Below are 13,975 nucleotides of genomic sequence, written 5' to 3'. Positions count from 1 at the left end.
GTCGGTGGGGGTCGTGTCTGCGTCCGGGGTCACCCCGGCGCGCCGCTACCGGGCGTGCAGGCGTCCCGGGCGGGGCCACAGACGCCAGCGGACGGGCCCGAGGACTTCCGCCGGACCGAGGGTGCGGGAGTCGGTGGAGGCCTGCGGGGCGTCGCCGACCACGAACCAGCCGTCGTCGAACGCGAGCGCCGCCCGCTTCACCGAGAGCTGTCCGGGGCGCGAGGCCCACCGCACGAGGGCGAGCTCGCCGGGCCGCACCGCCGCCCCCGGCAACGCCACGACGACGTCCCCGTCACGCAGCGTCGGGGCCATCGAGGCGCCGCGCACCAGGACCCGCCGGGGACGGCGCTCCACCAGCGTGATCAGCAGCTCACGGGTGGTCCGCACCGGCCGCGCTCCACGTGTCGGGGCCCCGTGACAGGGGTACGTTGACTGTCGTCGGAACGATCACCATTCCTCAACAGGAAGAGGGAGGCGAGATGGGACTGCTCTCCAGCGTCCTGCGCCCGCGTCTGGAGGCCACCGCACACTGCGACCTCCCCTGCGGCGTCTACGACCCGGCCCAGGCCCGGATCGAGGCCGAGTCGGTCAAGGCGATCCAGGAGAAGTACCAGTCGAACGAGGACCCGGCCTTCCGGACCCGCGCCATCCAGATCAAGGAGGAGCGCGCGGACCTCGTCAAGCACCACCTCTGGGTGCTGTGGACGGACTACTTCAAGCCGCCGCACTTCGAGAAGTACCCGCAGCTCCACGAGCTGTTCAACAAGGCCACCAAGGCCGCGGGCGGCGGCGCCGACGGCGCCAAGTCGTCGATGGACCCGCAGACCGGTCAGCAGGTCCTCGACTACATCGCCGAGATCTCGGACATCTTCTGGGAGACCAAGAAGGGCTGATCCCCTTCCGCACGGCTCCCGACGCGCCCGTCCCCGCCATCCGGGGGCGGGCGCGTCGCGGTGCTCGGCCCCGCGACCGGGTAGGAACGCCGCCGTGAACGCCGCTGTGAACGCCGCCGTGAGCGCGACCCCGATCGGGCGCATCTACGTCCTGCGTCACGGCGAGACCGCGTGGTCCCGCGACGGACGGCACACCAGCCGCACCGACCTCCCGCTGACCGCCGAGGGCGAGGAGGCCGCCCGGACCGCAGGGCGCCTGCTCGTCACGCTGCGCGGCGCCGACGTCCCGCCCCCGGCCGTGTGGACCAGCCCCCGGCGTCGCGCCACCGACACCGCGCGGTTGGCGGGCCTGGATCCCTCGGCGGTCCGCGAGGACCTCGTCGAGTGGGACTACGGCGCCTACGAGGGCCGCACGACGCCGGAGATCCGCGAGGAGGTGCCCGGCTGGACGGTGTGGACGCACCCGTGCCCCGGCGGGGAGACCGGCGCGGAGGTGGCCGCCCGGCTCGACCACGTCCTCGCCGACGCCGCGCAGGAGCTCGCGGCGCGCGACGTCGTCCTCGTGGGCCACGGCCACGCCGGGCGCGTGCTCATCGCCCGCTATCTGGGCCTCGAGCCGTCGGCCGGGGTGGGGTTCGCGTTCGACGCGGCGTCGGTGACGGTGCTGGGCCACGAGCGCGGGGTGCCGCGCATCGACCTTCTCAACGCCCCCGGCGGCCTCGTGGAACCGCCGCCCCCGCCGGCCGACCGGCACTGACGACCGTGTCCCGCCGTCACGTCACCGTGCCGGCCGCCCCGGGCGGCGGCGCCCGCCGCGACCGGCACGTCTAACATGATCAAGACGCCGCTGAACGTGCGGAAGCCGCTGGTCGCGGGGTCGCTGAACCCGGGTCGGTGGACTCACCGTCTACCGCCCCGCCCGGAACCGGAACGACCGCTCACCGGCCTCCGCGGAGGCGTCGAGGAAGCCCGCGTCGCGCAGCCGACCGGGCATGGTCGCCGGGTCGACGACCACCATGGTGTCGCCCACGTGCAACAGCCGGAAGCGCACGCTGCGCACGCTGTCCGACCCCGCGAACACCCCGCCGGGGCGCAGGACGCGCGCCGCCTCGGCGAACACCCGGTCCTGCCGGGCGGGCGAGGGCACGTGGTGCAGCACGGTGAAGCAGACGACGACGTCGAAGCTCGCGTCGCGGAACGGCAGGCGCGCGCCGTCGGCGGTGTGGACGTCGACCCGGCCCTCCATGGCCCGGTCCAGGTCGGTCGCCAGCTTCGGGTCGACCTCCACGGCGGTCAGGGTGCCGGCGCGCTCGACCAGCCACCGTGTCGTCACGCCGTAGCCCGGTCCGATCTCGAGGACGTCGCCGCCGAGGTCGAGGCCCTCGAGCGCCCACGGCATCACCTGGCCGTGCATGCGCTCGGCCCAGCGGTCGGAGCGGCACAGCCGGCGGTGCATCGCGTTCATCGCCACGACGACGGAGTTCCCCTCACCGCTCCGCCCATGCCCGCGCGGGCGCGCACAGGAGCCCGTAGAGCACCGCCGCGGCCGCGACGACGACCGGCACGCCCCACTCCGGGCGCTGCGAGGGCACGGCGGCGTAGAAGGCGCACCCGATCGTGAGGAGCTGGGCGACGAGCGCCGGCCCGCGGGCGCCCCGCTGACCCCGCAGCAGGGCCACGGCGACGACACCGAGCCCCAGGGCGAGCAGCACGACGAACCCCCACACGGAGAACGCCACGCCGCCGGTGGCCATCAGGACCGCCACCACGACTCCGACGACGGCCTCCGCGAGCACCCCGACGGCCGCGAGGCGCACGGAACGGGGCGGGGCGGACACACCGATCAGGGTAGGTGGCGGACCCTCGGGTGCCCCGGGTGGCCGAGAGATCGGCGACATCCCGGGACCGCACCCCCCGACCGGGCGGAGGGCCCCGTCTACGGTGAGGGCCGTGCGTGCGCTGCTCGTGGCCAATCCCTCGGCCACCACGACGACGGCGGCCGGTCAGGACGTCATCGCGCACGCGCTCGCCAGCGAGATCAAGCTGGACGTCGTCGCCACGCGCTACCGGGGCCACGCGGCCGAGCTCGCCGCCCGCGCCCGGTCGGAGGCCGTCGACCTCGTCATCGTCCTCGGCGGCGACGGCACCGTGAACGAGGCGCTGAACGGCCTGCTCGCCGACGGTCCCGGGGAGCACGTCCCGGCGCTCGGGGTGGTGCCCGGCGGGTCGGCCAACGTCTTCGCGCGCGCCCTCGGGGTCCCGCGGGAGCCGCTCGAGGCCACCCACAGGCTGCTCGGCGCGCTCCACGAGGGACGCTCGCGCACGGTGGGCCTCGGTCGCGCCGACGAGCGGTGGTTCAGCTTCAACGCCGGGCTCGGGTGGGACGCCGACGTGATCGCCTCCATGGAGCGCGCCCGCGGTCGCGGCCACGACGCCACCCCGACCCGCTACGTCGCCACCTCGGTCCGCCGCTGGACGCGCACCCGCGTGGACCCGCCCGACCTCACCGTCGAGATCGCGGGCGAGGAGGCGGTCGGCGGCGTGCGGCTGGCGATCGTGTCGAACACCGACCCGTGGACCTACCTGGGGTGCCGCCCGGTGCGCACGAACCCCGGCTGCTCGTTCGACTCCGGCCTCGGTCTCTTCGCGCTCAGGTCGGTCGGCCTGCCGACGGTGCTGCGCCTCATCCAGCAGATCCTCAGCCGCGACGGGGCGACCGGGCTGAAGTCCGTGGTGCGCCGCGACGACGTGCCCGCCCTGCGGATCACCAGCGACGAGCCGGTCAACCTCCAGGTCGACGGCGACCACCTCGGACAGCGCAGCGACGTCGAGTTCGTGGCCGTTCCGGAGGCGCTGCGCGTGGTGGTCTGACGCCCGCCTTCGGGCCGTATGAAGCCCGTGTGAAGCGACGACGGGCGGTCAGCCGCCTTCTGAATCGAGCCCACCTGCCGCCGCTCGTCGCGCACCTCCGGACGAGTGGACGGCTCGTCGTGCTGTCGTCGTCGCTCGTCGCAGCCGAACGGTCATGACCGTCTGCGCAATTCCACTCACCGACCGAGTTCGCCCGCCGAACCGCTTGGCACTCGATCTCGCAGGTCACGTCCTGCAGATTGAATCGCATCCCCCGCAAATGCCGGGAAGGACGCACGACCCACCACGGGTCGAGCGATCCGGACCGGTCGGGTCCGTCGCTCGAAAAGCGAGCGTCGGGCGGGAGATCGGGCGACAGTGAGTGTCCCTGATCTCCGTTGGCTGGTCACGGCGCCACACCGGAGCCGTGACGAGGTCGAGAACACGACGACCACGACCGGTGCGCTCCCCGAGGCGCACCCACCGAGGAGCTCAGAACGATGGACTGGCGGAACGACGCTGCTTGCCGCGACGAGGACCCGGAACTGTTCTTCCCCGTCGGCACGAGTGGCCCCGCACTCTCGCAGATCGCGCGCGCCAAGAGCGTCTGCCGGCGCTGCCCGGCCATGACCGAGTGCCTGAAGTGGGCGCTCGAGTCGGGTCAGGACGCCGGCGTCTGGGGCGGTGCCAGCGAGGACGAGCGCCGCGCCCTCAAGCGCCACGGCGTGCGACCCGAGGTGCACACCGGCTTCTGATCCGGACCGCGGACGCCCGCTCCCCGGCGTCCGCCCCGGACACGGCCCCCGGCGCACGCTCCCCCACCCCGCGCCGGATCGGGTCGGACGCTCGCTCCCCACGCGTCCGATCCAGCCGAGAAGGATGACGTCGAGCACGTCACGCAGGCCCCGGGCCGTCCCCCGAAGACGGTGCCGGGGCCTTCGTGTGTTCCGCCGGGTGTGCTCAGCGGCCGCCCCGGTGCTGCAGCGGCACCCGCAGGACGGCGCGGGTGCCCGCCTGCTCGCCCGGGACGATGCGCAGGGCGCCGGCGAGCTCGGAGTCGACGAGCGTGCGCACGATCTGCAGGCCGAGACCCGTGGCCCGCTCCAGCGAGAAGGTCTCGGGCAGCCCACGGCCGTCGTCGCGGACCTCCACCTCGAGCTGGGCGGCCGTCCGCGACGCCGCGATGACCACGGTGCCCGAGGCCCCCTCGGCGAACCCGTGCTCGAGGGCGTTGGCGACCAGCTCGGTGAGCACCATGACCAGCGGTGTCGCCATGGCCGCCGACAGCACGCCGACCTCGCCCTCGCGGCGCATCGCGACCCGGGCGCCGGGGCGGGCGAGGTCGTTCATCATCGGCAGCACGCGGTCGAGCACTTCGTCGATGTCGACCTTCTCGTCCACCGACGCCGCCAGCGCCTCGTGCACCAGGGCGATCGAGGCGACCCGGCGCACCGACTCCGTGAGCGCCTCCTGGGCCTCCGCGTGCTGCGTGCGGCGGGCCTGGAGGCGCAGGAGCGCCGCGACGGTCTGGAGGTTGTTCTTCACGCGGTGGTGGATCTCGCGGATCGTCGCGTCCTTGCTGAGCAGGGCCCGGTCGCGCCTGCGCACGTCGGTGACGTCCCGGACCAGCACCAGGGCCCCGCTCGGCACTCCCCGCGGGTGCAGCGGCAGCGCACGCAGCACGGCGGTCGCGCCGTGGCCCTCGAGCTCGGCGCGCTGCGACGGGGCGCCGGCCAGCGCGCCGCGCACGTGCTCGGCCGCCTCCGCGCCCTCGAAGGCGTCGTCGGCGACCTCCTTGACCACGGCGGCGAGGTCGGCGCCGACCAGTTCCTCGCTCCACCCGAGGCGGTGGAACGCGGACGCGGCGTTCGGGCTCGCGTAGAGCACGCGGCCCGTCGAGCTGCTCCGCACCAGCCCGTCGCCCACCCGGGGCGACGAACGGCCCTCGTCGCGCCCCTCGGCGGTCGGGAACGTGCCGTCGGCGACCATCTGGCACAGGTCCGCGGCGACGGCCAGGTACGAGATCTCGAGGGTGCTGGGCACCCGCGGTGCGGCGAGGTTGGTGTCCCGGCCCAGGACCGCGACGACGGCCGGCGAGTCCGGGCCACGGACCGGTACCACCTCGCGGCGGACCGACCGGCCGCGGTGCCAGCGGGGCTGGTCCTCGCGGCGCATCGTGGTGTCGGTGAAGGCGCGGTCGAGCTGCGGGTGCTGGCTCGCCGAGGCCCGCGCGCCCACCATGTCCTCGGGATGAGCGGTCGCCGTCGTCGTCGGGCGGCTCTGCGCGACGCACAGGAAGTCACCGTCCGTCGTACGTACCCACAACAGGAAGTCGGCGAACGACAGGTCCGCGAGCAGCTGCCACTCGGCGACCACCCGCTGCAGGTGCGCCGCCGCCGCCCCTGACAGGGCGGTGTGCGCGGCCAGGAGGTTCGACAGCGTCGACACCGGCCGGCCCCTGTTCCCCACGGCGATCATCCAACCATCGTGGCGGGGGACGGAGCCTGCGGAGCCCGACCCATCGACGAGGTCAGATGCCCCCGACATGCGAGAATGGACCCATGTCGAAGCGCGCGCGCCAGAAGCGGGACCGCAAGAAGAAGGGCAGCAACCACGGCAAGCGGCCCCACGCCTGAGCACTTGCCCCGGAACGCACGAAGGCCTCGTCCGCGGTGATCGCGGGCGGGGCCTTCGTCATGTGTGGACCCGCTCAGGTCCGCCAGGACTCCACGCGGGTCTGGTTGACCTCGACGACCGTGCCGCCCGGGCCGCGCTCGACGGTGACCTCGGCCTGCTCGAGCACCGTCGCGCGGATCTGCTCGCGCAGCCGCTGGTGCAGTCCGGCCGGGGCGTGCTCGCCGCTGCAGCTGCGGGTGAGCAGCGTCTTCACCTTCTCCTCGAGCCCGTAGCGCGCCAGGCACGGCCCGCACTCGTCGAGGTGGCGACGCAGCTGGGCGTCCCGCGCGTCGTCGCACTCGTGGTCGAGCAGGAGCCACACCTCGGCGAGGACCTCCGCGCAGTCGGTCTCGTGGGGCTTGCCGCAGCTCATCGCCGGGCCCCCTCTCCGGTGGTCGCAGGAGTCTGGCCGTCACGGATGAACCCGCGGTCGCGGGCGGTGTCGGTGAGCGCCTCGCGCAGCTGGCGCCGGCCCCGGTGCAGTCGCGACATCACGGTGCCGATCGGGGTGCCCATGATCTCGGCGATCTCCTTGTAGGCGAACCCCTCGACGTCGGCGAGGTAGACCGCCATCCGGAAGTCGTCCGGCAGGTTCTGCAGCGCGTCGCGGATGTCGGTGTCGGGGAGGTTCTCCAGCGCCTCGGCCTCCGCGGACGGGAGCCCGGAGCTCGAGTGCTCCCCGGCCTGGGCCAGCTGCCAGTCGGTGATCTCCTCCGTGGGCGACTGCTGGGGCTGGCGCTGCCGCTTGCGATAGGTGTTGATGTAGGAGTTGGTGAGGATCCGGTACAGCCACGCCTTGAGGTTGGTGCCGGGGCGGAACGAGGCGAACGACGAGTACGCCTTCAGCACCGTCTCCTGGACCAGGTCCTCGGCGTCGGCCGGGTTGCGGGTCATCCGCAGCGCCGCGCCGTACAGCTGGTCGACCATCGGCATCGCGTCGCGCTCGAAGCGCGCCGCCCGCTCCTCGGGCGTCTCGGTCGCCACGTCGACGACCTCACCGGACCCCTCGTCGGTGTCGTCGGGAGTCTCAGGAGTCACAGGAGTCACAGCCCTCGCCGCGTCGGCCACGGGGCTCCCTTCGGGCCGCGCCACGGGCGCGGTCGGGACGTCGATGAATCCCGGGGAGACTACCCGCGTCGGGCGCAGGACACCCGGTCCCGCGGACGACGTCACGCCGTCGAACGGCGTCGCGGTGGCCGTGGGGGCCTCCGCCATCGTCATCAGTGCTGGCATGTCCGGCTCAACGCGACGACCGGGTGCGGGATTCCCCTACCCTCCCCTGGTGGCGCAGGAACGCGGAGCGCAGCGGAGCCGGGCCGCCCCGCACGCCGTCGCGACGCGGGCCTTCCGGCCGGGCTGATCAGTCGAAGCTCGTCGGCAGCAGCTCGAGCTCCCCGACCAGCTCCTCCAGCCACGGCGCGACGGCGTCGCGGATCGGCCCCTTCGCCTTCAGGGAGTGGTCGCCCCGCACGGTCACGACCTGACGGTGCGCCGCCGGTGCCGGGACCCCGAACCGGTCGCGGTCGCCCGAGACGGCGAGCACCGGAATCCCGGCGGCGTCGACGGCGTCGATCTCCGGGCCGCGGTCGGGGCGGGTGCCGTCCTTGCGCGCGGGCGCCAGGAGCGGGAAGGCCAGCGTCAGCACGCCGACCGGAGCCGGGTCGGCGACGACCGCGCCGCGGCACGCGACCCGCGCCCCGGACGACCGGCCGCCGTGGACCTGCGCCGTGTCCGGGAACCGCTCGGTGAGCGCCGCGAGCACGGACGCCCAGGCCTCGTCGAGGTGCGCGGCGGGCGGCGGCGCCTTCCGGTTCGCCACGCGATAGGGCTGCAAGACGCGGGCCACCGCGAAGAGCCCGGCCGCCTCCTCCGCGGCGAGGAGATCGGGCGCCTGGACGCCCCCGCCGGCACCGTGGCCGAGCACCACGAGCCCGTGGCCGAGCTCCGGCGTCCTGAGCACGACCCGGGCCGGGCCGTGCGGCGTCGGGACCTCGAACTCGTCGACCGTGACGCTCATGACGCGACGATCACTGGGTCGCCGGCACGTCGAGGTCCAGCTCCAGACCCTGCTGCTCGGGCTCCTCCTGGCTCTCCTCGACCAGCTCGGGCCCGTGGTTCTGCACGTTGTTGACCTTGGTGGACACCTGGCGCAGCTCGAACGAGGTCAGGAGCTCGGGCGGCGGGGGCTCGAGGAGGTCGGTCGGGTCGTCGTTGTCGGGGTCGAGCCACGCCTTCCAGCGCTCGGCCGGCAGCACCAGCGGCATCCGGTGGTGTATCTCCGTGAGCGGGCCGGCGGCGTCGACGGTGACGACCGTGGTGCTGATCAGCGGCGACGTGCCCTTCGGCGCGTCCTTGGGCCGCCAGGTCTCCCACAGGCCGGCCAAGGCGAGCGACGTCCCGTTCGGCAGCGTGATGAAGTACGGCACCTTGCGCCCGCCGGGATCGTCGCGCCGCCACTCGAACCAGCCGTCGGCCGGGAGCAGGCAGCGGCGGCCCTTGACCGCCCGGCGGAACGCGGGCTTGCTGGTCAGCGAGTCGGACCGCGCGTTGATCATGCGGTTGCCGACCTTCGGGTCGTCGGCCCAGCCGGGCACCAGCCCCCAGCGCATGGCCCGCAGGCTGCGCTCGAGCGTCTGCGGATCGGCCTTGCCGTCGGCGTCGCGGGGATGCCGGTCGACCACGCCGATCACCGTGGTGGTGGGCGCGACGTTGTGGTCGGGACCGGGCCACGCGCCGTCGGTGGCGTCGACGGCGTCGAACTCCTCGGCGAGGGTGGCCGGGTCCTTCGCCTGGCTGTAGCGGCCGCACATGCCGCCCATCCTGCACCGCGTCACCGACCGGCGGGCCGTCAGCCGCTCGCCCCGACCACCGCGCGGCGCAGCCCGTGCCGGTCGGCCCACTCCCCGATCGCCTGCGCGATGGCCAGCGGCCGGTCCTCGGGGACGTCGTGCCGAGCCGGGCCGCAGGGGGTGGTCTCGAGGGCGCTCCAGTGCGCCTGGCACCAGGCGACCAGCTCGGGGCCGAGCATGAGCGTCGGGTGGGGGTCGAAGGTGAGCAGGGGCTTGGGCACGTCCGGCGAGGCCGCCGGGCTCGGCGGCATCCGGGCCCCGCACGCCGACGTCTTCCCCTTCGTGACGCCCGAGGGGACGTCGGTCAGCGAGCTCGCCCACCGCGCCCACGTGCGCAAACAGACGATGGCGCAGGCCGTCGAGCAGCTCGAGCGGGCCGGGTACGTGGAGCGCCGTCCCGACCCGCACGACCGTCGTGCCCGGCGCGTCGTGCTCACCGAGCGGGGCGAGGCCGTCCGCGCGACGGCCGTCGCGGCCGGGGGGCGCGTCGAGGCCCGCTGGGCGTCCCTCGTCGGCGCCGACGAGCTGGAGTCCCTGCGCGCGACGCTGCAACGGCTGCTCGTGGCGCTCGACGCCCCGGACGGCACCGACGACTGAGCGAGCCGCTCGCGAGAGGATGGGCCCATGAGCGATCAGCCCTGGGCCGCCCCGACCGCCGACGGACCGGTGCGGGGGACGGTGTCGGTGCCGGGGTCGAAGTCGGTGACCAACCGGGCGCTGGTGCTCGCCGCGCTCGGCACCGACGGCGTCACCCGCCACGTCCGGGGCGCCGCCCGCTCGCGCGACACCGCGCTGATGGCCGGGGCCCTGGAGGCGCTCGGGGCCGGCGTGACCAGCAGCGACGGCCGCGCCGGCACCCTCGACCTGGCGATCACCGCCCCGGTGACCTTCCACGCCGCCACGGTCGACTGCGGCCTCGCGGGCACCGTGATGCGCTTCGTCCCGCCGCTGGCCGCGCTGGCCGACGGTCCCGTGGTGCTCGACGGCGACCCGCGGGCCCGCGAGCGGCCCATGAGCGGGATCGTCGAGGGCCTGCGCGGGCTGGGCGTCGAGGTCACCGGCGAGGCGCTGCCGCTCACCGTCGCCGGGGGCCCGCACCCGGCGGGCGGCAAGGTCACCGTCGACGCGTCGGCGTCGAGCCAGTTCGTCTCGGGCCTGCTGCTCTCGGGCGCCCGCTACGCGCGCGGCGTCACCGTCGCCCACGCCGGCGAGCGCGGGGTCCCGTCGTTGCCGCACGTCACGATGACCGTCGCGATGCTGCGTCACGCCGGCGTGACGGTCACCGACGAACCGGCGCGCTGGCACGTCGTCCCGGGCCCGGTCACCGCGCCGACGGTCGTCGACGTCGAGCCCGACCTCTCCGGAGCCGCGGTGTACCTGGCCGCCGCGGTGGCGACCGCGGGCGAGGTGACGGTCGCGGGCTGGCCGGACACCGACCTGCAGCCCGGTACCGTGGTCCGGCGGGTGCTGGAGGCGTTCGGCGCGCAGGTCACGCTGTCCACCGACGGCCTCACGGTGCGCGGCCCCGACCGCCTCGACGGCGTCGACGTCGACCTGCACGAGGTCAGCGAGCTGACCCCCACCGTCGCCGCCCTGGCCGCCCTGGCCGCGCGCGGCGGGGCGTCGTCGCGGCTGCGCGGTGTCGCGCACATCCGCGGCCACGAGACCGACCGGCTCGCCGCACTCGTCGCCGAGCTCGGCACCGTGGGCGCGCGGGTGGCCGAGACCGAGGACGGGCTGGAGGTCGCCCCCGCGTCCCTCGGGGCGCCGACACGGCCGTGGCGGGCCTACGCCGACCACCGCATGGCGACGGCGGGCGCGCTCGTCGGGCTCGTCGTGCCCGGCGTGACGATCGACGACGTCGCCGCCACCGCGAAGACCCTCCCCGACTTCCCCACCGACTGGCCCGAGCTCGTCGCCGCCGGGGTCGGGGTCTCCAGGCCGGCTCGGTGACGCCCAGCGGATCTCGGGGCGGCGGGCGGGGGTCGACGTCCCGGCTGGACGAGTCCGACGTCCGGGTGCGGCCCGGCCGGGGCACGCGGCCACGCAGCAAGCGCCGCCCCGAGCACGCCGATGCCGTCGAGGCGATGGTCGTGGGCGTCGATCGCGGACGGTGGACGTGCGCCCCTGACGAGGACCCGACCCGCCGCGTCGTCGCCATGCGGGCCCGCGAGCTGGGCCGCACGCCCGTCGTCGTCGGCGACCGGGTGGGGATCGTCGGCGACGTCTCCGGAGGCGAGGACGCGCTGGCGCGCATCGTGCGGGTCGAGGAGCGCTCGAGCGTCCTGCGCCGCACCGCCGACGACACCGACCCCTACGAGCGCGTGGTCGTCGCCAACGCCTCGCACCTGGTGATCGTCACGGCGCTGGCCGACCCGGTCCCGCGCACCGGGTTCGTCGACCGCGCGCTCGTCGCCGCCTACGCGGGCGGCCTGGAACCCGTGCTGTGCCTGACGAAGGCCGACCTCGCCGACCCGGAGGAGTTCGCCGCCAACTACGCGGCGCTCGACCTCACCGTCGTCGTCACCCGGGCCGATCACGACCCCGAGGCGCTCCGGGAGGTCGTCGCGGGCCGGGTCTCGGCGCTGATCGGGCACTCCGGGGTGGGCAAGTCGACGCTGGTCAACGTGCTGGTGCCGGACGCCGACCGGGCCGTCGGCGAGGTCTCCGGTGTCGGGAAGGGGCGGCACACGTCGACGTCGGCGGTGGCGCTGGCGCTCCCGGAGCTCGAGGGAGACGGGGCGGAGCGGAGCTCGCCCCCGGGCATCTCCGGCTGGGTGATCGACACCCCGGGCATCCGGTCGTTCGGCCTCGCCCACATCGCGCCGGACGACGTCGTCGCCGCGTTCGGCGACCTCGCCGCGGCGATCGAGGAGTGCCCGCGGGGGTGCGGGCACCTCGGCCCCCCGGCGGACCCGGAGTGCGCGCTCGACGCGGAGGTCGAGGCCGCGCGCCTGTCCGCCGCGCGCCTGGAGGCGCTGCGGCGGGTCCTGGAGGCGCTGCGGACGCCGGCGTGGGAGGCGTGAGCCAGAACGCGGGTGTGCTGGTCGGCGTGCTCGTCGACGACGCGCCGGGACGCACGGAGCCGAACGCTGAGGTCATGGGCTGAGCTCAGGGGTGCCGGTGGGGTGTCGCCGGGTCACACCCCGTCTCGGATGACGCGATCCGCCCGATGTGCCGTCGCGGCGACGAGGCGCGCGTTCGCGCCGTCGCTGCCGTCGGCGCGGGCGACGGCCTCGGCGTGGCTGCGGCCGTGCTGCTCGTGCCGGGCGATGAGCCGGTCACGGCGCAGGTCCTCGTCGGGGGCGAGGAACCACGCCTCGTCGAGCAGCGGGCGGACGCCGTCCCAGGGCGGGTCGTCGAGCAGCAGGTAGTTCCCCTCGGTGACCACGACGAGCGCGTCCGGCGGGACCGCGAGCGCGCCGGCGATCGGCTCCTCGATCTCGCGGCGGAACTCCGGGCCCCACACCGTCGCCGTCCGCGACCGGACGCGGTCGAGGAAGGCCACGTAGCCCGCGGCGTCGAAGGTGTCGGGGGCGCCCTTGCGTTCGCGGCGGCCCAGGCGGTCGAGGACGGAGTTGGCCAGGTGCCAGCCGTCCATCCCCACGACCGCGGTCTCGGGGGCCGCGAGCGACGCCGCGAGCGTGGACTTGCCCGCGCCCGGGCCGCCGACGATCCCGAGCAGGCGGCGGCGGCCGTCGGCGCGGGCGGCGTCGAGGAGGTGGGAGATGTCGGCGGTCGACTCCGGGGTCACGCCGCGCATGATGACCCACGACCGGGCACGGGCAGAGCGCTCGACGTCACCGGGTACGCGGGGCGGGCGGATGCCGTCGTTCACGGCCTGGCCCCCCGGGGATGCCGGCGCGGCCGGACCGGTGAGCTCCTGCCCGGTGTCGGGCCGACGTGCCAGGCTGGGCCGGTGCGGGAGCAGCAGCCGTGGCTCGACGTGCCGTTCGGGGAGAAGGACGAGGCCAAGGCCGCCGGCGCGCAGTGGGACTGGCGGGCCAGGCGCTGGTACGCGCCCCGGCCGGGGATGCCCGAGCTGGCCCGGTGGCGGCCGGTGCCGGCTGACGCGTCGCCTCCGTCGCCGGACGACGCCGAGGTCGACCTCGCGGAGCGGGTGCCGGGTCCCGAGGTGGCGCGACGCGACAGCGGCGGCCGGACCTGGTCGGCGGGCGCGGAGGGCGAGGTCCGGCTCGCGGAGGCGCTGCGCGAGCTCACCGAGGCGGGCCCGCTCGCCCAGCGCCGTCCGCCGTGGCGGGTGCTGCACGCGGTGCCGATGGGCCCGGGCCGCGGCGACATCGACCACGTGCTGCTCGGGCCGCCGGGCCTGGTCACCGTCAACACCGAGCACCAGCACGGTCGGGTGGTGCGGGTCGACGGCGACCGCATGACCGTCGACCGGGAGCCCGTCGACCACGTGGCCCGCGCTCGCGCGGAGGCCGAGCGGGCCGGGCGGCTGCTCGCCGCCGCGCGTCACGACGACCCCGGGACGGCGCCGCCCGCCACGGCGGCGCTGGCCGTGGTCGCGGCGTCGGTGACCACCGCGACGTCACCGCCCGGGGTGCTCGTGGCGACACCGTCGGGGCTCCCGCGCCTGGTCACGGCCCTGCCGGCGGTGCTGGCCGACGACGAGATCGACGAGCTCTACGCCCTGGCGCGGCGGCTGGGCACGTGGACGCGCGAGCTCTGAGCCCTGGTCGTCGT

Annotated in this window: 19 protein-coding genes; 9 read left to right on the top strand and 10 right to left on the bottom strand. The window is 75.3% G+C overall.

Going from position 1 to position 13,975, the window contains the following annotated elements; translation table 11 throughout:
• Nucleotides 1-45: 45 nt before the first annotated feature.
• Complete coding sequence (locus tag AC2A1K_RS16580; protein WP_483897398.1) at nt 46-387, bottom strand: S24 family peptidase; 342 nt, start codon at nt 385-387, stop codon at nt 46-48.
• Nucleotides 388-479: 92 nt separating this feature from the next.
• On the opposite strand from AC2A1K_RS16580, the gene sodN reads away from it, so the two are divergent.
• Both sodN and AC2A1K_RS16570 read left to right on the top strand, forming a co-directional pair.
• Nucleotides 480-893, top strand: coding sequence for a superoxide dismutase, Ni (gene sodN / locus AC2A1K_RS16575; protein WP_444876324.1), 414 nt, complete (start codon nt 480-482; stop codon nt 891-893).
• Between the two features lie 94 nt (nt 894-987).
• Nucleotides 988-1,650, top strand: a complete 663-nt coding sequence (locus tag AC2A1K_RS16570) for a histidine phosphatase family protein (protein WP_483897397.1) — start codon at nt 988-990, stop codon at nt 1,648-1,650.
• Between the two features lie 150 nt (nt 1,651-1,800).
• Here the strand turns inward: AC2A1K_RS16570 and AC2A1K_RS16565 are convergent, their stop codons facing one another.
• A complete protein-coding gene (locus AC2A1K_RS16565) occupies nt 1,801-2,358 on the bottom strand; it encodes a class I SAM-dependent methyltransferase (protein ID WP_483897396.1) in 558 nt (185 codons plus the stop codon).
• A 22-nt stretch (nt 2,359-2,380) separates the two neighbouring features.
• Nucleotides 2,381-2,731 (bottom strand): hypothetical protein, encoded by a 351-nt coding sequence (locus tag AC2A1K_RS16560; protein WP_483897395.1) that lies wholly within the window; start codon nt 2,729-2,731, stop codon nt 2,381-2,383.
• 112 nt (nt 2,732-2,843) lie between these two features.
• Between AC2A1K_RS16560 and AC2A1K_RS16555 the strand changes: the two genes are divergently transcribed.
• The gene (locus AC2A1K_RS16555) at nt 2,844-3,764 is read left to right on the top strand and encodes a diacylglycerol/lipid kinase family protein (RefSeq protein ID WP_483897394.1); all 921 of its coding nucleotides are present in this window, start codon (nt 2,844-2,846) and stop codon (nt 3,762-3,764) included.
• A gap of 479 nt (nt 3,765-4,243) precedes the next feature.
• Nucleotides 4,244-4,498, top strand: coding sequence for a WhiB family transcriptional regulator (locus AC2A1K_RS16550; protein ID WP_133824458.1), 255 nt, complete (start codon nt 4,244-4,246; stop codon nt 4,496-4,498).
• 205 nt (nt 4,499-4,703) lie between these two features.
• Here the strand turns inward: AC2A1K_RS16550 and AC2A1K_RS16545 are convergent, their stop codons facing one another.
• A complete protein-coding gene (locus AC2A1K_RS16545) occupies nt 4,704-6,191 on the bottom strand; it encodes a sensor histidine kinase (RefSeq protein WP_483897470.1) in 1,488 nt (495 codons plus the stop codon).
• 113 nt (nt 6,192-6,304) lie between these two features.
• Here AC2A1K_RS16545 and AC2A1K_RS16540 point away from each other — a divergent pair, with 113 nt between their 5' ends.
• On the top strand, nt 6,305-6,379 hold the full coding sequence (locus AC2A1K_RS16540; protein WP_373696271.1) for a 50S ribosomal protein bL37: 75 nt from the start codon (nt 6,305-6,307) through the stop codon (nt 6,377-6,379).
• A gap of 74 nt (nt 6,380-6,453) precedes the next feature.
• Here AC2A1K_RS16540 and rsrA read toward each other — a convergent pair whose 3' ends face one another.
• The 5 genes from rsrA to AC2A1K_RS16515 all read right to left on the bottom strand — a co-directional run bounded on the left by rsrA (nt 6,454) and on the right by AC2A1K_RS16515 (nt 9,489).
• Complete coding sequence (gene rsrA / locus AC2A1K_RS16535; RefSeq protein WP_483897393.1) at nt 6,454-6,792, bottom strand: mycothiol system anti-sigma-R factor; 339 nt, start codon at nt 6,790-6,792, stop codon at nt 6,454-6,456.
• A complete protein-coding gene (locus AC2A1K_RS16530) occupies nt 6,789-7,634 on the bottom strand; it encodes a sigma-70 family RNA polymerase sigma factor (RefSeq protein WP_483897469.1) in 846 nt (281 codons plus the stop codon). Before AC2A1K_RS16530 ends, rsrA begins: the two co-directional genes overlap by 4 nt.
• Nucleotides 7,635-7,779: 145 nt before the next feature.
• The gene (locus tag AC2A1K_RS16525) at nt 7,780-8,436 is read right to left on the bottom strand and encodes an alpha/beta hydrolase family protein (protein ID WP_483897392.1); all 657 of its coding nucleotides are present in this window, start codon (nt 8,434-8,436) and stop codon (nt 7,780-7,782) included.
• 10 nt (nt 8,437-8,446) lie between these two features.
• Entirely contained in the window at nt 8,447-9,229 is a 783-nt protein-coding gene (locus AC2A1K_RS16520) for an SOS response-associated peptidase (protein WP_483897391.1), read from the bottom strand.
• A gap of 38 nt (nt 9,230-9,267) precedes the next feature.
• On the bottom strand, nt 9,268-9,489 hold the full coding sequence (locus AC2A1K_RS16515) for a hypothetical protein (RefSeq protein WP_483897390.1): 222 nt from the start codon (nt 9,487-9,489) through the stop codon (nt 9,268-9,270).
• On the opposite strand from AC2A1K_RS16515, the gene AC2A1K_RS16510 reads away from it, so the two are divergent.
• The 3 genes from AC2A1K_RS16510 to rsgA are packed head-to-tail and all read left to right on the top strand — an operon-like array spanning nt 9,482 to nt 12,294.
• Nucleotides 9,482-9,865 (top strand): MarR family winged helix-turn-helix transcriptional regulator, encoded by a 384-nt coding sequence (locus AC2A1K_RS16510; protein ID WP_483897389.1) that lies wholly within the window; start codon nt 9,482-9,484, stop codon nt 9,863-9,865. The two genes, AC2A1K_RS16515 and AC2A1K_RS16510, sit on opposite strands and share 8 nt — an antisense overlap.
• 27 nt (nt 9,866-9,892) lie before the next feature.
• Nucleotides 9,893-11,221 carry a 3-phosphoshikimate 1-carboxyvinyltransferase gene (aroA, locus tag AC2A1K_RS16505; protein ID WP_483897388.1) on the top strand — a complete coding sequence of 443 codons (1,329 nt, stop codon included), beginning with the start codon at nt 9,893-9,895 and terminating at the stop codon, nt 11,219-11,221.
• A complete protein-coding gene (rsgA, locus tag AC2A1K_RS16500) occupies nt 11,218-12,294 on the top strand; it encodes a ribosome small subunit-dependent GTPase A (protein ID WP_483897387.1) in 1,077 nt (358 codons plus the stop codon). Before aroA ends, rsgA begins: the two co-directional genes overlap by 4 nt.
• Nucleotides 12,295-12,407: 113 nt before the next feature.
• Here rsgA and AC2A1K_RS16495 read toward each other — a convergent pair whose 3' ends face one another.
• On the bottom strand, nt 12,408-13,022 hold the full coding sequence (locus tag AC2A1K_RS16495) for a nucleoside/nucleotide kinase family protein (protein ID WP_483897386.1): 615 nt from the start codon (nt 13,020-13,022) through the stop codon (nt 12,408-12,410).
• A 165-nt stretch (nt 13,023-13,187) separates the two neighbouring features.
• Here AC2A1K_RS16495 and AC2A1K_RS16490 point away from each other — a divergent pair, with 165 nt between their 5' ends.
• Nucleotides 13,188-13,961: a DUF5710 domain-containing protein gene (locus AC2A1K_RS16490; protein WP_483897385.1), complete on the top strand. Its 774-nt coding sequence runs from the start codon at nt 13,188-13,190 to the stop codon at nt 13,959-13,961.
• Nucleotides 13,962-13,975: the final 14 nt, after the last annotated feature.

It is taken from the genome of Actinomycetospora sp. 2LY8.5, assembly GCF_057180585.1.
The sequence above is the reverse complement of the archived record's forward strand: the minus strand, read 5'-3'. Positions and strand labels throughout refer to the sequence as shown.